The following is a 19,085-nucleotide window of genomic DNA, read 5'->3' as shown; positions in this document are numbered from 1 at the left end:
CTTAACTTTACAACTAAGCGATTAGCTTTGCTGTTGCAGCTGTTCCTTGATCAGATCACCGATAGTGGTCGGACCTTGAGCTTCAGTTTGTTTTTCCTTCACATCGCGGATAGCCTGCTTCTCTTCATCAATATCCTTAGACTTGATGGACAGATTGATCACGCGATTTTTGCGGTCAACGCTGATGATCTTGGCTTCAACTTCTTCGCCTTCGTTCAGCACGTTGCGCGCGTCTTCAACTTTGTCACGGCTGATTTCAGATGCTTTCAGTACCGCTTCAACATCATCATTCAGAGCAACAACAGCGGCCTTAGCGTCAACAGAGATTACTTTACCAGTGACGATAGTACCTTTGTCGTTCAACTGGGTGAATTCAGCAAATGGATCGCTTTCCAGCTGCTTGATACCCAGAGAAATACGCTCACGCTCAGGATCAATCGACAGGATAACAGTCTCCAGGTCGTCACCTTTCTTGTACTTGCGTACAGCTTCTTCACCTGGCTCGTTCCAGGAGATGTCAGACAAGTGAACCAGACCGTCGATACCGCCGTCCAGACCCAGGAAGATACCGAAGTCAGTGATAGACTTGATCTTACCGGAAATCTTGTCGCCCTTGTTGAAGCTGCCTGAGAACTCTTCCCATGGGTTAGCATGACACTGCTTGATACCCAGAGAGATACGACGACGCTCTTCGTCGATATCCAGAACCATCACTTCAATTTCGTCGCCCAGTTGGACAACTTTGGAAGGATGAATGTTCTTGTTGGTCCAATCCATTTCGGATACGTGAACCAGACCTTCAACACCTTCTTCCAGCTCAGCAAAGCAGCCGTAGTCTGTCAGATTGGTAACGCGTGCAGTAACACGGGTGTTTTCAGGATAACGCTCTTTGATAGCTACCCATGGATCTTCACCCAGTTGCTTCAGACCCAGAGAAACGCGATTACGCTCACGGTCGAACTTCAGCACTTTAACGGAGATTTCATCACCAACATTGACGATCTCGCTTGGGTGCTTGATGCGCTTCCAAGCCATATCAGTGATGTGCAGCAGGCCGTCAACACCACCCAGATCAACGAACGCACCGTAGTCAGTCAGGTTCTTAACAATACCTTTGACTTCCATACCTTCCTGCAGAGTCTGCAGAAGTGCATCACGTTCTGCGCTGTTTTCAGCTTCCAGAACAGCACGACGGGAAACAACAACGTTGTTGCGCTTTTGGTCAAGCTTAATGACTTTGAATTCGAGGTCTTTACCTTCGAGGTGTGCAGTATCGCGGATAGGACGCACATCTACCAAAGAACCTGGCAGGAACGCGCGAATGCCACCCAATTCAACAGTGAAGCCACCTTTGACTTTACCGTTGATGACACCCATAACAACTTCATTGGCTTCGAAGGCTTTTTCGAGATCTTTCCATGCTTCCGCACGCTTGGCCTTCTCACGGGACAGACGGGTTTCACCGAAACCATCTTCTACCGCATCCAGAGCAACATCGACTTCGTCTCCGATGCTCAGATTCAGTTCACCTTTATCATCAAGGAACTGAGAAACAGGGATAACCCCTTCAGATTTTAAGCCGGCGTGAACAGTAACCCAGTCTTGGTCAATGTCTACAACGGTTCCCTTTACGATGGAACCGGGCTGCATGTCGATTTCTTTTAAACTTTCTTCAAAAAGCTCAGCAAAGCTCTCGCTCATTGTGTTTCCTGTAATGAATATACTCCGCGTGGCCAGCTAACACGGTCAGTTTTTGAATTGATTGCTTAGTTGGCAATACTGGCTTACACCAAAAAAACAATCACCTGATGGAATTTACAAAAAATTCCTGAAGCTGCGGCTCTTGCTTAAGCCTGTTTTGAGGACCAGATTTGAAGCACTTCGCGCAGCACCTCATCTATCGGAATCCCAGACGTGTCAAGGGTTACAGCGTCATCAGCGGGTCTAAGGGGAGCGTTTTCACGGTTCATATCCCGGTCGTCACGCGCCTTGATCTCGCTTAAAAGGTGCGCAATTTTAACACTCTGACCCTGTTGCTTCAACTGCTCATACCGTCTCTGGGCCCTGATTTCGGCGCTTGCCGTTAAATAGACCTTACAGGGGGAATCAGGGAAGACCACTGTGCCCATATCCCGTCCATCCGCCACCAGGCCCGGCATACGACGAAAATCACGCTGACGCTGCAACAAGGCCTCGCGGACAACCGTATGGGGTGCGATCTGGGAAGCTTTGTCGCCACAGGTTTCAGTACGAATTTCTTCTGTGACATCTTCCCCCATCAGGTATACCGAGACCGGCTGATCCATTTGACCAGATCGGAATTCAACATCCAGCTTCCTGGCAACCCCGGCAACAGCTCCAGGATCATTCAGATCCACGCCCTGTTTCACCGCGCTCAGGGCAGTCAGGCGATATAGAGCGCCGGAATCCAGAATATGCCAACCGAGCTGACGGGCCAGTAACTTGGCAATTGTTCCCTTGCCTGAACCAGAGGGTCCATCAATAGTGATCACCGGTGCAGTAGTACCTCCGGTCATACCTCCCCCGCCGGCCTTAGATTAAACCCGACTTCATTCGCCAGCTCCCAGAAATTGGGAAAGGATGTTGCAACATTAGCGCAATCTTTGATGGTGATATCGCTCTTAGAAACCAGTGAAGCGACTGCAAAAGCCATTGCGATCCGATGATCACCATGACTTTCAACACTTCCACTACCGATACTGGACTGCCGCAACACGATACCATCGGGGCGAACCTCGCTATCGACCCCAAGCGCTTTCAGACCGTCTGCCATCACCTGGATACGATCACTTTCTTTGACACGCAGCTCCTCTGCACCACTGAGCACAGTCTCACCCTCAGCATTGACGGCAGCAATGAAGAGCACCGGGAATTCATCGATCGCCAACGGAACCTGATCCTGAGGGATTTCGATTCCTTTCAGCGGAGCATATTTCACCCTGATATCCGCGACCGGTTCACCCCCAACCTCTTTCTCGTTGAAGACTTCGATATCCGCCCCCATCAAACGCAGAATATTGATCACCCCGGTGCGTGTTGGATTGATGCCGACATGACGCAGGGTGAGATCTGATCCTGGAGTGATACTGGCTGCGACCAGGAAAAAGGCAGCCGAGGAAATATCAGACGGAACATCGATTTTTGTCGCAGACAACTTACCACCGCCATTGACGGCTGCACGACTGCCATCCACCGCCACATCGTAACCAAAACCTTTCAGCATCCGCTCAGTGTGGTCACGTGTAGGTGCAGGCTCAACTACCGAGGTTTCTCCTTCAGCATAGAGCCCAGCGAGCAATAAGCAGGATTTCACCTGAGCGCTGGCAATTGGCATATCATAATGAACGCCTCTCAGCTGGCTACCGCCTTTGATAATCATAGGAGGGCGCCCCTGATCTCCCGTCTCGATAACCGCTCCCATTTCCCTCAACGGTTTCGCAACCCTTTCCATGGGACGTTTCGACAAGGACTCATCCCCTGTCAACTCAACACTGAAGCTCTGACCACTGAGAAGTCCTGCCAGCAACCTCATCGAGGTGCCGGAATTCCCAAGGTACAGAGGACCATGAGGCGCTTTGAGGCCGTGCATCCCTACACCATGAATAACAACCCTTCCACGGTCAGGCCCTTCTATCACGACTCCCATGTCCCGGAATGCCTGCAATGTCGCAAGCGCATCCTCGCCTTCAAGAAAGCCTTCCACTTCCGTCACACCTTCTGCCAGAGACCCCAGCATAATAGAACGGTGGGACATGGATTTATCTCCAGGGACTCGAATATCACCTTTCACAGCGCTGCCCTGGTGCGCTATATAGGTCAGATTTTGACTGTTCATATTGCTATCGTAAGCCTTACCTTCAAGCATTTTGGAAAAGTGTTCTCGAGCGGCCTTGGCACGGGTAAATACCCCCATCAAGGTCTCGCCGTCTCCCTGATCAATTGCTTTCCGCAATTTTCCAAGATCCGCGCTAAATTCGTCTATTACCTTGAGGACAGCTGCCCGGTTACTTAAAAAAATATCGTGCCACATGATGGGATCACTGGCAGCTATACGTGTGAAGTCCCTGAATCCGCCGGCAGCATAGCGAAAAATTTCTTTATTGTCGTCTGCCCCCGCCAGGGTATCCACTAGTGAAAAAGCGATCAGATGAGGCAAATGACTGGTAGCAGCCAAAACCTCATCGTGGTGAGGCACCGACATCATCAGCACCTGCGCCCCGGTGGCGCGCCAGAGTTTTACCACCTGATCCAGCGCATTCATCTCAGTATCAGCCGTCGGGGTCAGAATAACTTTGTGATCTTTATAAAGATCCCCATTAGCTGCAGCAACTCCACTTTTCTCTGAACCAGCGATCGGGTGTCCCAGCACAAAATTGGCAGGAACCTCACCGAACACTTTTACAGCAGCCTCGGCCACAGCCCCTTTAACGCTCGCCATATCCGTCAGGATATGGCTTTTTTCCAGGTGAGGCGCTAATTCCCTTAGCACCGGCTCAATTGCCTTCACCGGAGTAGCAAGCACCAGTATTTCAGCTTTAGCGGCAATATCCGGCAAACTATCGCAAGCCTCATCAATCACCTGAAGCTTTTCAGCCAAGCGGACTTCCTGCGCCCGGGTATCAAATCCATAGATCCGCCCGACCGTTCCAGCCTGTTTAAGGGCTTTAGCAAACGAACCACCAATCAGCCCAAGACCGATAACTCCAATGCGAGGCACATCCAGCTTTCCAGACATATAACCCTCAACCATTCAGCCGATTCGATTTTTGCCGACCAAACTCCAAAGCCCCGTCTCTCATCAGGCCAACACTTCCTCAAGCGCCTTGAGGAACCGCTCATTCTCTGACTCCAATCCCACCGACACCCTTAAATGCCTGGTCATGGAGTAGTTGGCGACCGGACGAACAATTACCCCTTTATGCAACAGAGCCTGATAAATCTCTCCCGCATTATCACCCACTTCAACGGCAATAAAATTGGCCACAGACGGAATATATTGCAGACCCAACCGCTCGAAGCCTGACCCCAACTGCCGCAGCCCCGCCGTGTTGACAGCGATGGACTTTTCCAGATACTCCTCATCCTGCAACACAGCCAATGCCGCTTCCTGCGCCGGCAGGTTCACATTGAACGGCTGACGAATTCGATTCAGCAGATCAGCCAGCTCTGGACTGGATATTGAATAACCAAGACGAAGACCTGCCAGCCCATAGGCCTTGGAGAATGTTCTGGTCACTATAAGATTGGGATACTGCGAAATGTAGGAAACCCCATTAGGATAATCTGGCTCCTGCAAATACTCAGCGTACGCCTCATCCAGAACCACAATGATACGCTCTGGTACCCGAGCCAGAAATGCTTCCAGGTCTGCCTTAGGAATCCAGGTGCCCGTGGGGTTATTTGGATTGGCAACAAAAATGACCCGAGTATGTTCTGTGATTGCTTCAACCATGGCATCCAGGTCATGCCCCCAATCCTTTGCCGGCGTAACCACAGGCTTTGCACCAACCCCCATAGTAGCGAGGGGGTATACAGCAAAAGAGTACTCAGAGAATATGATTTCCGACTCGGAATTAGCGAACACCCTCGGCACAAACTCAAGGATATCGTTAGAACCGTTGCCGATGGTCAACTGATCTGTCCCCACAGATAATTTCTTTGCAAGCGCCTGCTTCAAACGAAAAGCATTCCCATCGGGATAGCGCGACAATTCAGGAACACATGCTGCCAGCGCCTCGCCCACCCTCGGGCTTGGCCCTAACGGATTTTCGTTGCTGGCAAGTTTAATAATTTCAGTCAGCCCCAACTCCCGCTGCAATTCCTCAATAGGTTTGCCCGGCTGGTAAGGAGTTAGTTTCTGAATCCCTGCATTAGCTAACGAAAGAAAGTTCATGGCGATATCACTCTATGTTGTTTTTGATAAATATCTGACGCGATTTTAATGAGGCGTCCGCCCCGGCACCTCTAGATACCGGGGCATTCGGTGAAACGATTAGCCCGCTTGATCAGCAGCCTGCTTCAATCGCTATAAGACGCCCAGAGGGTAGGAGCCCAGGTGACGAACGTCCAGCACCTCACGGGACAATTCCTGAATAGCTGCAACGACATTCTCATCTTCCCAATGACCGCTAAAATCAATAAAGAAGAGATAACGCTGCTCACCACTGAGAGCAGGCCTTGAATCAAGCCGGGTCAGACTCAGACTATGCTTATAAAACGCTCCCAGCATTCGATACAGAGCTCCTGGCTCGTCCTTGATTGTTACCAGCACAGAAGTTCGATCATTACCACTCGACGCTATGCGCTCTCTGCCGATAATCAGAAAACGGGCAATCTGATTGGGCCTGTCTTCTATATTCCCGGCAATAGATTTAACTCCAAATAACCCTATGCAGTGCTCTCCGGCAATCGCAGCCGCGTTTTTCTGTTTGGCAGCCAGGGTTACCGCCTCCTCATGGGAGGACACCGCAACCCTCTGCGCTCCCGGCCATTTCTCATCCAGCCATTGTCTGCAATTGGCTAACGAGGAAGCTTGGGAGTATATAACTTCCACATCTTCTATTTGCGTTGCAGGAGAAATAAGCAGGTGGTAATGAGTACGAATCTGGACTTCGCCGCAGATATTCAACGGCGAATTCACAAAAACGTCCAGCGTGTGGTTAATCATCCCCTCGCTGGAGGTCTCCACAGGCACCACTCCATAATGAGCCGTTCCTGCCTCAACTTCACGAAAGACTTCGTCGATAGCCGCATGAGGAAGCGATACTACCGAGTGGCCAAAATGCTTTAACGCAGCGGCGTGGGTGAACGTACCTTCAGGGCCAAGATAGGCAATGTGCAAAGGGTTTTCCAATGCAAGGCATGCTGACATCACCTCTCGAAACAGCCTGGCCACCTCTTCGTCGCTCAAAGGTCCGGAATTTAATTCCATAACCTTTCGCAACACTTGAGCCTCCCGTTCGGGGCGATAGAAAACCACATCCCCCTGGGCTCCGGAACTCAGCTTTACTTCTGCAACACTCTGAGCACAGCGAGCACGCTCACTGATCAGCTCAAGCAGCTGGCGATCGATTTGATCAATACGGTCACGCAGCTTTGATAACTCAATTTTCTCATTGCTCACGAGAACTTTCCCTCAAATCATGAAGCGATTCTGATAATCAAGACACTATTCAGCGTCTTGATTATCTGCAGATGATTCATCCGGAGAAGCATCAACTTCGCCCTCACCTTCCGCATCCAACACTTCATCTTCTTCAGGTTCAGCAATCCGCTCTACGCCAACCAGCTTTTCGTCGTCAGCCACACGAATCAGCCTCACACCCTGAGTATTCCGGCTAACAACAGAAACTTCATCAGCCCGGGTACGTACCAGTGTGCCATGATCACTGATCAACATCAGCTGATCACCATCAACGACTTGTACCGCACTTACCAGAGCGCCATTACGATCAGAGCACTGGATAGCAATAACCCCCTGGCCGCCTCTTCCATAGACAGGGAACTCCTCTACCTGGGTACGCTTACCGTATCCCTTTTCACTGGCAGTCAGAATAAAGGCACCGTCCTGAGGAATAATCAGAGACATCACCCGATGGCCTTCCGCCATTCTGATGCCTCTGACACCACGAGCAGTTCTTCCCATGGCGCGTACATCATCCTCTTTAAAGCGAATCGCTTTACCACTGCTGCTGAACAACATCACATCGCGCTGGCCGTCTGTAATCGCCGCACCAATCAGGGTATCCCCCTCATCAAGGCCAAGCGCAATCAAACCACTCGATCTTGGACGGGAAAAGTTTTCCAGAGGTGTCTTCTTGACCGTACCATTACGTGTTGCCATGAAGACATAGTGATCTTCAGCATACTCATTCACCGGCAACAATGTCGTAATCCACTCACCTTCGGCAAGCGGCAGAATATTGACAATCGGTCGACCACGAGCAGTCCTGCTTGCCTGAGGAATTTCAAAAGTCCGCAACCAATACACTTTACCAAAATTGGTAAAGCACAGAATTGTATCGTGAGAGTTGGCGATGAGGAGTTTTTCAATAAAATCTTCATCACGCATCGTTGTGGCAGCCTTCCCTTTGCCCCCCCTCTTCTGCGCCTGATACGCTTCCAGGGGTTGTGTTTTGGCATACCCTTTGTGAGAGAGGGTCACCACCACATCTTCTTCCGCAATAAGATCAGCTGTCGTCAAATCTCGTTTGGAACTGGTAATTTCCGTCATCCGCGCATCGCCGAACTCATCACGAACAGCCACAAGCTCTTCAGTAATAACTTCCATCAGACGCTCAGCGCTCTGCAGAATTTCTAAAAGCTCGGCAATACGATCCAGGATTTCACGATATTCCTGGATAATTTTCTCGGTTTCGAGACCTGTCAGTTTTTGCAGACGCAACTCAAGAATTGACTGTGCCTGGGCTTCGGAAAGATAGTATTTACCATCGCGCAAACCGTATTCCGGCCCGAGGTCTTCAGGTTTACAGGCATCAGCACCCGCACGCTCCAGCATGCCAACCACAGCACCGGGCTCCCAAGCCTGGGCAAGCAGTTTCACTTTGGCCTCAGCAGCTGTTGGAGATGCTTTTATCAGTGCAATAACGGGATCAATATTGGCCAGCGCAACCGCCTGACCTTCCAGTATGTGGCCTCGCTCACGCGCTTTACGCAGCTCATAAATCGTACGACGGGTAACAACTTCGCGTCGATGACGGACAAAACACTCAATGGTGTCCTTAAGATTCATGATTTTAGGCTCACCATTAACCAGAGCCACCATATTGATACCAAATACGGTCTCAAGTGGGGTCAATGCGAACAGGTTATTCATGACCACTTCGGCGTTTTCACCACGCCGAAGCTCGATGACAACCCGCATACCTTCCTTGCTGGACTCATCCCGCAATTCGGTAATACCTTCAATTTTTTTGTCTTTAACCAGTTCAGCGATTTTCTCTACCAGACGCGCCTTGTTAACCTGATAAGGAATCTCAGTGATAACAATGGTTTCCTTACTGCTCTTCTGGTCAGCTTCAATTTCGTACCGTGCCCGAATATAAATGCGGCCGCGTCCGGTGCGATAAGCTTCAACAATTCCCGCGCGCCCATTGATAATCGCTGCGGTCGGGAAATCCGGCCCCGGAATATACTCCATCAACTCATCAATGGTGATGTCGGAATTCTCAATATAAGCGAGACATCCAGAGATAACTTCCGTCAGGTTATGAGGAGGAATATTGGTCGCCATACCCACCGCGATACCGGAGGATCCATTGACCAGCAAATTTGGCACCTTGGTGGGCAATACGACTGGAATCTGCTCGGATCCATCATAGTTGGGTGCGAAATCGACAGTTTCTTTTTCCAGATCAGCCAACATTTCGTGGGCGATCTTGTCCATGCGAATTTCGGTGTATCGCATGGCCGCCGCGCTGTCACCATCGATGGAACCAAAATTTCCCTGCCCGTCTACCAGGGTGTATCGCAGAGAAAACGGCTGAGCCATCCGAACGATGGTGTCATAAACAGCAGAATCACCATGAGGGTGGTATTTACCGATGACGTCACCAACAACACGCGCAGACTTTTTGTAAGGCTTATTCCAGTCATTGCTCAGCTCATTCATGGCAAAAAGCACGCGACGATGAACCGGCTTGAGTCCGTCCCTTGCATCGGGAAGAGCACGACCGACAATAACGCTCATGGCGTAATCTAGATAGGATTGTTTGAGTTCATCTTCGATATTGACGGGAAGTATTTCTTTGGCGAGTTCAGCCATATATAGCTTTATCCTGTTCTCGAACGGATAGTGTTTGTTGTTCTACCCAAAACCAACATTCCGCTCCCCAACCATAAGCCAAACCAGCTATCACGGACTCACACCCGTAACACGCCGGCTGGACACTGGCCAGGTTCCAGATGATCCACCCCGATGAATTCGCCTCAATGGCAACTCAACTGACAGAATGTGTCATTTAGATTGGTGCAACCCAATAAATGGACATTTTATAACCACTTACCGGATGACAGAGCGGTTTTCACAAGCGGTCAAGGATAACACAATTGGCTTCAGCATCGAAGCAAATTGCAGCTTTTCAGAAAGATTTTTGGCAGCAGTTCAGAAGAGAATAATTCCCCTTATCTTTCAGGGAATCACCGAATTTCGATCGACGAACAACCAGCCGGCACAAACTGTCGACTGGCCACTCATTAATTAAAGACCTGAAATATATCAGGCTGATTTGTGCACAAACTGATCGGGAGAGACAAAATCCTTGACTGCCCGCAGTACATCCTTTCGACTGATCTGCCCCACCAGTTTCCCATCTTCCACTACCGGAAAGCGGCGCCGACGCTCCTTGATAAAACGCTCGCTGACAGAAAGGATATCCTGATCAGACTCCACCACATCCACAGCGGTGGTCATATATTCAGAAACAGTTCCACCGAGAGATTCATAATCATAGTAACTGCCGCTAAGTATACTTTTCAGACAATCCACCTCAGACAACATCCCCACCAACCTTCCTTTACCATCCACAACCGGGGCTCCGGAAATGCTATTTTTCAAGAGACGATTAATGGCCTCAAAAAGCTCTGTTTCAGGATAAAATACGATGAGATTGGTGGTCATGTAATCGCGTACTTTGACAGATTTCAGCATAGGTGGCTCTCCTGCTTCTTTTTCCCTAACAATACGCCGACCACCCAGCCATGCCAACCCTCAGGAAAGCGAAATCATACGCAAATTAGATCCAGGTCAGATCGTGACCGCAAACAACGGCCACAAATCTGTCCTGGCAGCGAGCCCTCTAAGAGGCTACTCAAATACAACCGTCTTATTCTGATGGATAATAACCCTGTCCTCGAGATGGTAGCGCAGTCCGCGCGCCAGCACTTGCCTCTCGACATCTTTACCCAGCCGGACCATATCCTCAATCCTGTCACTGTGGTTCACACGAATCACGTCCTGCTCAATGATCGGCCCTTCATCCAGATCCTCGGTAACGTAGTGACAGGTTGCACCAATCAGCTTCACGCCACGCTGATAAGCCTGATGGTATGGTTTTGCCCCGGCAAAAGAAGGCAGGAAGCTGTGATGTATATTAATGATACGCCCCGCCTGGGTATGGCATAGCGACGGTGGAAGAATCTGCATATAACGAGCAAGCACAATCACATCTGCCTGATACCCATCAATCAGCTTTTCCACTTCAGAAAATGCAGGAGCTTTGTCCGCCGGATTGACCGGCACATGATGGAAGGGGATATCATGCCACTCCACCATACGACGCAGGTCATTATGATTGGAGATAACAGCCACCACTTCACCATCCATCTCCTTGGCATGCCAGCGATGCAACAGATCAGCAAGACAATGGGATTCCTTGCTGGCCATCAACACAATTCTCTTCTGTTGGCCAGAGTCCGCAATATGCCAATGCATTTGAAACTCTTTTGCAATTGGCTCAAACGCCATGCGAAAAGAATCGATGTCAAATGGTAGCGAACTGGCTTTCACCTCATTCCTCATGTAGAACCAGCCGTTGGCTGAATCCGCATGATGGCTCGCCTCTGTAATCCATCCATTATAAGTCGCCAGGAATGTGGTCACCTTTGCGACGATCCCTACCCGGTCCGGACAGGCCATGACAAGTCGAAATGTTCTCTCCATTTGTGCTTCCTTTTATTTTTACTCCAACTACTCCGCCACCAATGGGCTGGCATTCAACTCCAGATCAATTGCAGGCACCTACAAAAAAGGCTGAGCCACTGATATTCAGTGACCCAGCCTGAGTCCGCTTCAAGCCTTCAATCCTTTTGAGTACTGCCCGCTCTCAATCTAGCCCATGATATTGATTGCCTGTTCCTCAATTCTCTTTCGCCATTCGGCAGGACCGGTCTGATGAACAGACTCACCATTCACGTCAACCGCTACAGTGACCGGCATATCCTTAACCTCAAATTCGTATATAGCCTCCATACCCAACTCTGGAAAGGCTACCACTTGAGAAGATTTGATAGCCTTGGAGACCAGGTAAGCAGATCCACCCACTGCCATCAGGTACACGGCTTGATTATCACGGATAGCTTCAATCGCAGTAGGGCCACGCTCAGCTTTACCGATCATACCGATCAGCCCCGTTTCCTCAAGCATCGTACGGGTAAACTTATCCATCCGGGTGGCCGTTGTCGGACCCGCAGGCCCTACCACTTCGTCTCCCACCGGATCAACCGGACCAACGTAATAAATGAAGCGCCCTGTCAGGTCTACTGGCAATGATTCGCCCTTGGCCAGCATGTCGACCATTTTCTTGTGAGCGGCGTCACGCCCGGTCAGCATCTTACCTGACAATAGCACGGTATCGCCGGGCTTCCAGGTTTTAATGTCTTCCCGGGTAACCGTATCCAGATTGACCCGCTTAACATCCGCACCCACTTCCCAGGTGATTTCAGGCCAATCATCCAGATTCGGCGGTGTCTGCAAGGAAGGGCCGGAACCGTCCAACTCAAAATGCGCATGGCGCGTAGCTGCACAGTTAGGAATAATCGCCACAGGCTTATTCGCTGCGTGTGTCGGAAAATCCGCCACTTTTACATCCAGAACCGTCGTCAAACCACCCAGACCCTGGGCACCAATTCCCAGCTTGTTGACCTTCTCATACAACTCCAGCCGAATTTCCTCAGCCCGGTTCTGGGCGCCACGCTTCTGCAGATCCTGAATATCAATCGGCTCAAGCAAGGCCTCTTTAGCAATTTGCATGGCTTTTTCTGCGGTACCACCGATGCCGATACCAAGCATACCCGGAGGACACCAGCCCGCTCCCATCTTGGGCACCTGCTCAAGCACCCAATCAACCACGGAATCAGAAGGGTTCAGCATGGCAAATTTGGATTTCGCTTCGGAGCCACCACCTTTTGCCGCTACATGGACATTGACCGTGTCACCAGGAACCAGTTTCATGTGGATAATGGCCGGAGTATTGTCTTTAGTGTTCTTACGCGCACCGTCTGGATCAGCCAGAACTGAAGCCCGCAAAACGTTATCCGGATGGAGATAGGCACGGCGCACGCCTTCATTCACCATATCCTCAACACTCATATCGCCTTCGAACTTCACATTCATACCAATATCAAGAAACACAGAAACGATACCGGTGTCCTGACAAATTGGACGATGCCCCTGGGCGCACATCCGCGAGTTAATCAGTATTTGGGCCAGCGCGTCTTTGGCTGCCGGAGATTCTTCCCGTTCATAAGCTGCGTGCACAGCCTTGATAAAATCCACGGGGTGGTAGTAGGAAATAAACTGGAGCGCATCAAATACGCTTTCAATGAGGTCTTCTTGCCGAATTACGGTGGTCATGCACACTCTCTCTTTAGTTCTCGCCTGGACCGGACATGCGGCGTGATCATGGCCCTGTATCTGGCGATGATCCGGGCAGCCACTTCAATGCATCCTTAGTCACAAGCCTCACAGCGGGATTGATATCCAGGGCGGGTATTGTAGCCTATTTCCCGACTCGTAATCAGCTTTGATATCGATGTTACGATTTTCAGCCGTCACCCCCTCTTCCTTTTTTTCAGCTCACAACCTAAAGTGCCGACATAACCGGAATAGATAATTAGGTATATCAACTTTCAGTTTTTGGTCTAAACTACTGAAGGCTCTTATAAAAGCAGGCATCGGTGTGCCTGGGGGAAAATCAACCTAAACATGGCGCGATTCACCTTTCGAGCTTTGTTTTTTTCGCCTATGCTTGAAGAAGATTTGGCGAGAAACGGGTAACAACAATAATATCCGCCTAGTCCGGAATTCATAACTAGAAAGCAATAATAAAAGGAAGAAGGTCCTATCTTATGCTCAAGAAAACCTTTTTAAGTTTAGCGGTCGCTTCTGCCGTCACGCTCGCAGGCTGCGGCAATAATGAAGGCGGCAATGCTAACGCGGGTGCACGAAATGATATTGAAGGTCCATTAGTTGACCAGATCAATGAGATCGCCAACGCAACACAAGCGATATTTAACCCGATTTTAAGCCAATTCCCTTTGCCAAACGATATTCTGTTTGCCACTGAGACAGCTGGGGACGGAACCTTCGGGGCGAGTGCCAGCTTAAGTGCGATTGATTACATGGACGGTGCATCAACTGTTGCACCTATTGATATCAAATTTACCGGAAGTCTGGACACGAGTTCAGTGAAGGGGGATACCTTTGTTTCGGGCCCATCCCCCAACCCCAACCAAAATGTTTTTCTTCTTAAACTGACATATCCAAGTGGCGATGGACTTTTACAAGTCGATGGAGAAGTACCCACCTTTGCTCTCGGCGTTGCTTACCAATCCGGCGACACTGCAACCGTTACAAAACTGACCAACACTCGCACTGAAGTCATCAGCGTTGACGGCGGTACAAACAACGTTCTTCGTATATCTCCTTTAGAACCCCTGGACCCAGCTTCCAAATACCTAGTGGTAGTTACTGAAGAAGTTAAGGACTCAGATGGTGACCCCGTATCAGACTCAGTGTCTTTCAATGAACTCAAAGGAACAGGCGAACTAGCCTCTCCATCGCTAGCAGCCGTTAGAACAGCCGTAAAAGGCTGGTTAACACTGGCTCAGGGCTGGTTTAACGCTTTTACCAACTCGACACGAACTGAATCTTTGACCTCTAATGATGTTGCAATCGCTTATACTTTCACAACAGCTGGAACGACCGCTGTACTATCGTCAATTGCCGATCCAGAGTTATTCTTTACTTCGTCAGTAGAGAGCACCGCCAGAAAAGCGGCTATCACAAAGCTAAACACAGATGCACTTTCTCTGGATGCAGCAAATATTAGTGACATTGTAGGCACCAGTGATTTTGATAATGACGATAAGTGTCTAAATGTCGCCCTTCTGTCCACGGTTACAAATTCAGCTTCATCTTCCTATGTTTCATTCTTGGATCCAACGAGCGTAGATTACGACAACTCCATTACAAAGTTTTCCCAAATAAGCTCCTCACAATCTACAGCAATTTACAAATTACAGGCGACAGCCGCAGAAATTGGCAATCAGATTGCCAATGAGGACATAACCAGCATTAGCGGAACTCCGTTAACCTGTGGAGATGGTCTTACAAATCTTCAGGAAGCAACCGCCACAGCAACAGCCTTAACTGGTTTAGGTGCAGATTTCCCAACACCGTCAGCTCAAGATGTTGCCTTTTACACAAACATCCCTAGCTCAGCTGTGAGCGACTCACTTCCAAATACGAGCAACTTGTTTTTGGGGCAAATAAAGCTTCCATACTATCTGTCGGTACCAACTGACACCAGCTCCAGCAACCTATCTGTTGCTTGGAAAGCCTCCGAAACAATTGGTAACGCCATTGACACCGCCAAAGGCAATCCTGCAGGCACTACGCCTCCGTCAGATAAAATCACTTACAGATACCCTTTCCCGGCCAAGCAAGCCGATGTAACTGTACCAATCTTTGTCCAAACCCCTGACAGCGGTGTGTGCAGCGCAAACTGCCCTGTCGTAATTTATCAGCACGGTATTTTTGGCAATCGCACTCATAGTTTACTACTGGGGAATCAACTCGCCGGACAGGGCTTTGTTACTGTGGCCATTGACCTACCATTACATGGCATCGCACCATTAACTAAGACAGGCATTATTGATCCCTCTCTTGGCTTAAGTGTCGATGTAGATTCTTCGAACAATTTTGAAGATCCGCTTTTCAAGGCCAACCCTACTTTTGCAGATCTGACTGAAAGGCATTTTGGCTGGGCTAATCCCTCAGGAACAACCCCCGCCAGAATGAAATATTCAACTACAGCAACAAGCGCAAGCGGTGCTTCAGGTGAGAATTTCATCAACCTTACAGACCTACATATCAGCCGGGATAATATTCGCCAAGCAGTTTTGGACCTATTGAATCTTAACGCATCTTTATCCAATGTAAGCACAGCCCTGCAAGGTTCTACCGGTCCTTCACTGGATACTGGAAGCGTCTATTTCGTTGGACACTCTTTGGGCGGTATTGTCGGAACAGTGTTCGCCGCAGTGAATAACTACTCTGTAGCTGGCAATGCCAATCTCAACACACTGAAAGGGACCGCACTAGTTACCACTGGAGGCGGCATTCCTAGACTCCTAGAAAATTCACAATCAATTGGCACCTCAATTTTAACCGGATTAGCAAGCAAAGGTCTGACTCAAGGCAGCTCCGGACTGGAAACGTTCCTGTCAATTGCTCAAGGAAGCCTGGACTCCGCAGACCCACTTAATTTTGCATCAATGCTTGCCGGTACCAATAATGTTTATCTGAATGAAATTTATGGAGATGGTTCTAATCGATCGACTCAGGACAGCACAATCCCTCCAGCAGCAGATGAGTTGTATGACACTGATTACACAGCTCCGTTAGGTGATGCCAACCCGGCCCCACTAGCTGGCACCGAACCTCTCATAAAAGGAATTGCGCCTACTGCAGTCAATGCAGATGGAGCAGTAACGGATGACATTGTGGTACGTTTTACCGCTGGCACTCACACTACAGTCATTCAGCCAACCAACGCCACTGAGAACGCAGTCTTTGCAGACATGGCGCAGAACATTATCAGCTTCTTCGGCTCAAACGGCACACTCATACAGTTTAATAACGGAACTTTTGTTAAAACTGATACACCTCCCGGAAACCCATAAACAGTCTCTGGCAGGAAACCACAAAAAAGCCCGCAGTTGCGGGCTTTCTTTTTTCTGCTATTCAAGCAGCAATCATTTCATATTCCGGCCTTTGTCCGCCGCAATACGCAGTCTCAATGCATTCAGCTTGATAAAGCCTTCTGCATCACGTTGATTGTAAACACCGCCGTCATCTTCAAAGGTGGCGATACGATCATCGAACAGGCTTTCGTCTGATTTACGGCCAACCACAGTGACATTGCCTTTATACAACTTCACACGAATCACGCCGTTTACGTGCTCCTGGGATTCATCAATCAGCTTCTGCAGTGCCAGACGCTCCGGTGACCACCAGTAACCGTTGTAGATCAGCTCTGCGTATTTAGGCATCAGGCTATCTTTCAGGTGGGCCAGTTCTTTGTCCAGTGTAATGGATTCAATGGCGCGGTGAGCACGCATCATGATGGTGCCGGCAGGAGTTTCATAGCAGCCGCGGGATTTCATACCCACATAGCGGTTCTCAACGATATCCAAGCGCCCGATACCGTTCTCTCCCGCAATTTTGTTCAGGGCTTCAATAACTGTGTGAGGCGCCATATCCTGGCCGTCGATGGCCACGATATCGCCTTTGCGATAGGTCAACTCAATATAGGTTGCCTTATCTGGTGCAGCTTCAGGCGAAACTGTCCAGCGCCACATATCTTCTTCCGGCTCAGCCCATGGATCTTCAAGCAGATCACCTTCATAGGAAATGTGTAGCAGGTTGGCATCCATCGAATATGGTGACTTGCCTTTTTTCTTCTCAACGTGGATACCGTGAGTATCGCAGTAGGCCATCAGCTTTTCACGGGACGTCAGATCCCACTCGCGCCATGGAGCAATCACCTTGATACCGGGTTTCAACGCGTAGGCACCCAACTCAAAACGTACCTGATCATTACCCTTACCGGTCGCACCGTGTGATATCGCATCCGCCCCGGTTTCATTGGCAATTTCAATCAGGCGCTTGGCAATCAGAGGACGAGCAATGGAAGTGCCCAGAAGGTATTCACCTTCATAGATGGTGTTGGCACGGAACATGGGGAATACAAAGTCACGAGCAAATTCTTCGCGCAGGTCATCAATATAAATCTGCTTGATACCCAGTGCTTCAGCCTTGGCGCGGGCGGGCTCAACTTCTTCGCCCTGACCGATATCGGCAGTAAAGGTCACCACCTCACACTGATAGGTTTCCTGCAGCCATTTTGCGATTACAGATGTGTCCAACCCACCCGAGTAGGCAAGCACAACCTTTTTAACCTCTGACATTTGATAGCTCCCACAAAAAGAAAAGGCGCCCATTTTAGCGCCTTACCTGTTATTCGACTAGGGGCGAAGCCTGATTAAGCAATCCCCTTTCATCTTCAGCAATCAAATGATGGCAACACCCATACCCAGATCTAAAAGCTACCCTCTTCAGTGATGTCCAACACCGAGTCATCCACCTTCGGAGGCTTGGTGCCGCGCTCAAGACGAACAGTAGTACGACGATTGCGGGCAAGACTCTCCGGTTTACGGTTATCAACGACCGGGTAACGCTCGCCATGATAGCGCGTGGTAATCATATCCGGTGATAAACCATTAGCGATTAGATAGCTGGTTACAGCTTCTGCGCGGTCTTTCGATAATCTGCGGTTATATATTCTGCGACCAGTGACGTCCGTGTGTCCGTCCACAAATACGGCCGTCACAGACGGGTCGGCTTTAACGTAGAGAATAACCTGATCCAGCGCCTGGCTGTCCGCTTCTGACAAAGTGGCTTCATCCACCCTGAAGAAAACCGCTGTCCGCTCAACCTGACGGAAGTTCACCGGCAACAGCGCGGCCACACAGGTCAGATAATCTTCATAGAATTGACTGAAATTGATTGATGACACCTCTACCCTGACCGTTTCGTTGCCAAAACGCGCCTTTCTGGTAAAAGTCGGCATCATTCCCTGTAGCAGGCTGTCCATCATCTGTGAGGCCTTGGATTGCCCTATAGTGATCGGTTGGGTTTGCTCCGCTACGGCCACATAGCCAAGATCAGTCACCATAGATCCAGGACGCCAACCCGGAGCCTCGAGCACCAGGGCAGCCTGCCCCTTGCGCATAGGATTACGAGCGGTAGAGAGATAGAACTTCAAGGGCTCTCCCGCTTCGTGAAAAAAGACGGCTCGACCATAGCGAGGAATATTATGGGTCAATGAGCATTCAAAAATCGACGAGGATAAATACCACTGACTCTGCTCAATGCCCGCCGAAAAGGTCATTGTTGCCTGAGCCCACCCAGCAGCATACATCGCCAGACTGAATACCAGAGCTGGCAAATAAATTTTTCTGGAAGGCATCCTGTAAAACCG

12 protein-coding genes are annotated in these 19,085 nt (G+C 49.7%); 1 reads left to right on the top strand and 11 read right to left on the bottom strand.

The genetic code is table 11. From position 1 onward, the window contains the following. Nucleotides 1–21: 21 nt before the first annotated feature. The 9 genes from rpsA to BTA51_RS16855 all read right to left on the bottom strand — a co-directional run bounded on the left by rpsA (nucleotide 22) and on the right by BTA51_RS16855 (nucleotide 13,393). The gene (gene rpsA / locus BTA51_RS16900; RefSeq protein ID WP_094709349.1) at nucleotides 22–1,701 is read right to left on the bottom strand and encodes a 30S ribosomal protein S1; all 1,680 of its coding nucleotides are present in this window, start codon (nucleotides 1,699–1,701) and stop codon (nucleotides 22–24) included. A 146-nt stretch (nucleotides 1,702–1,847) separates the two neighbouring features. Beyond that, on the bottom strand, nucleotides 1,848–2,537 hold the full coding sequence (gene cmk, locus BTA51_RS16895) for a (d)CMP kinase (RefSeq protein WP_094709347.1): 690 nt from the start codon (nucleotides 2,535–2,537) through the stop codon (nucleotides 1,848–1,850). After that, complete coding sequence (locus BTA51_RS16890) at nucleotides 2,534–4,756, bottom strand: bifunctional prephenate dehydrogenase/3-phosphoshikimate 1-carboxyvinyltransferase (RefSeq protein ID WP_094709645.1); 2,223 nt, start codon at nucleotides 4,754–4,756, stop codon at nucleotides 2,534–2,536. Before BTA51_RS16890 ends, cmk begins: the two co-directional genes overlap by 4 nt. Nucleotides 4,757–4,819: 63 nt before the next feature. Continuing rightward, a complete protein-coding gene (gene hisC / locus BTA51_RS16885; RefSeq protein ID WP_246841070.1) occupies nucleotides 4,820–5,914 on the bottom strand; it encodes a histidinol-phosphate transaminase in 1,095 nt (364 codons plus the stop codon). A gap of 132 nt (nucleotides 5,915–6,046) precedes the next feature. Beyond that, nucleotides 6,047–7,144: a prephenate dehydratase gene (gene pheA, locus BTA51_RS16880; protein WP_094709343.1), complete on the bottom strand. Its 1,098-nt coding sequence runs from the start codon at nucleotides 7,142–7,144 to the stop codon at nucleotides 6,047–6,049. A gap of 45 nt (nucleotides 7,145–7,189) precedes the next feature. After that, nucleotides 7,190–9,805 (bottom strand): DNA gyrase subunit A, encoded by a 2,616-nt coding sequence (gene gyrA / locus BTA51_RS16875; RefSeq protein ID WP_094709341.1) that lies wholly within the window; start codon nucleotides 9,803–9,805, stop codon nucleotides 7,190–7,192. A 453-nt stretch (nucleotides 9,806–10,258) separates the two neighbouring features. After that, on the bottom strand, nucleotides 10,259–10,690 hold the full coding sequence (locus BTA51_RS16865) for a CBS domain-containing protein (protein ID WP_094709337.1): 432 nt from the start codon (nucleotides 10,688–10,690) through the stop codon (nucleotides 10,259–10,261). A gap of 156 nt (nucleotides 10,691–10,846) precedes the next feature. Continuing rightward, entirely contained in the window at nucleotides 10,847–11,701 is an 855-nt protein-coding gene (gene purU / locus BTA51_RS16860; RefSeq protein ID WP_094709335.1) for a formyltetrahydrofolate deformylase, read from the bottom strand. 168 nt (nucleotides 11,702–11,869) lie between these two features. Further along, nucleotides 11,870–13,393: a fumarate hydratase gene (locus BTA51_RS16855; protein ID WP_094709333.1), complete on the bottom strand. Its 1,524-nt coding sequence runs from the start codon at nucleotides 13,391–13,393 to the stop codon at nucleotides 11,870–11,872. Nucleotides 13,394–13,887: 494 nt separating this feature from the next. Between BTA51_RS16855 and BTA51_RS16850 the strand changes: the two genes are divergently transcribed. Beyond that, on the top strand, nucleotides 13,888–16,725 hold the full coding sequence (locus BTA51_RS16850) for a hypothetical protein (RefSeq protein ID WP_094709331.1): 2,838 nt from the start codon (nucleotides 13,888–13,890) through the stop codon (nucleotides 16,723–16,725). 72 nt (nucleotides 16,726–16,797) lie between these two features. Here BTA51_RS16850 and BTA51_RS16845 read toward each other — a convergent pair whose 3' ends face one another. Both BTA51_RS16845 and BTA51_RS16840 read right to left on the bottom strand, forming a co-directional pair. Then, complete coding sequence (locus BTA51_RS16845) at nucleotides 16,798–18,012, bottom strand: argininosuccinate synthase (protein ID WP_094709643.1); 1,215 nt, start codon at nucleotides 18,010–18,012, stop codon at nucleotides 16,798–16,800. A gap of 131 nt (nucleotides 18,013–18,143) precedes the next feature. Further along, nucleotides 18,144–19,073 (bottom strand): OmpA family protein, encoded by a 930-nt coding sequence (locus BTA51_RS16840; RefSeq protein WP_094709329.1) that lies wholly within the window; start codon nucleotides 19,071–19,073, stop codon nucleotides 18,144–18,146. Nucleotides 19,074–19,085: the final 12 nt, after the last annotated feature.

It is taken from the genome of Hahella sp. CCB-MM4 (assembly GCF_002260525.1).
Classification (GTDB): Bacteria; Pseudomonadota; Gammaproteobacteria; order Pseudomonadales; family Oleiphilaceae; genus Hahella.
The sequence above is the reverse complement of the archived record's forward strand: the minus strand, read 5'-3'. Positions and strand labels throughout refer to the sequence as shown.

Excerpts from the sequence above, each read along its gene's own strand:
- hisC (WP_246841070.1), bottom strand. The coding sequence starts at position 5,914 with ATGAACTTTCTTTCGTTAGCTAATGCAGGGATTCAGAAACTAACTCCT.
- purU (WP_094709335.1), bottom strand. The coding sequence starts at position 11,701 with ATGGAGAGAACATTTCGACTTGTCATGGCCTGTCCGGACCGGGTAGGG.
- BTA51_RS16850 (WP_094709331.1), top strand. The coding sequence starts at position 13,888 with ATGCTCAAGAAAACCTTTTTAAGTTTAGCGGTCGCTTCTGCCGTCACG.
- BTA51_RS16845 (WP_094709643.1), bottom strand. The coding sequence starts at position 18,012 with ATGTCAGAGGTTAAAAAGGTTGTGCTTGCCTACTCGGGTGGGTTGGAC.
- BTA51_RS16855 (WP_094709333.1), bottom strand. The coding sequence starts at position 13,393 with ATGACCACCGTAATTCGGCAAGAAGACCTCATTGAAAGCGTATTTGAT.
- BTA51_RS16890 (WP_094709645.1), bottom strand. The coding sequence starts at position 4,756 with ATGTCTGGAAAGCTGGATGTGCCTCGCATTGGAGTTATCGGTCTTGGG.
- gyrA (WP_094709341.1), bottom strand. The coding sequence starts at position 9,805 with ATGGCTGAACTCGCCAAAGAAATACTTCCCGTCAATATCGAAGATGAA.
- BTA51_RS16865 (WP_094709337.1), bottom strand. The coding sequence starts at position 10,690 with ATGCTGAAATCTGTCAAAGTACGCGATTACATGACCACCAATCTCATC.
- rpsA (WP_094709349.1), bottom strand. The coding sequence starts at position 1,701 with ATGAGCGAGAGCTTTGCTGAGCTTTTTGAAGAAAGTTTAAAAGAAATC.
- cmk (WP_094709347.1), bottom strand. The coding sequence starts at position 2,537 with ATGACCGGAGGTACTACTGCACCGGTGATCACTATTGATGGACCCTCT.
- BTA51_RS16840 (WP_094709329.1), bottom strand. The coding sequence starts at position 19,073 with ATGCCTTCCAGAAAAATTTATTTGCCAGCTCTGGTATTCAGTCTGGCG.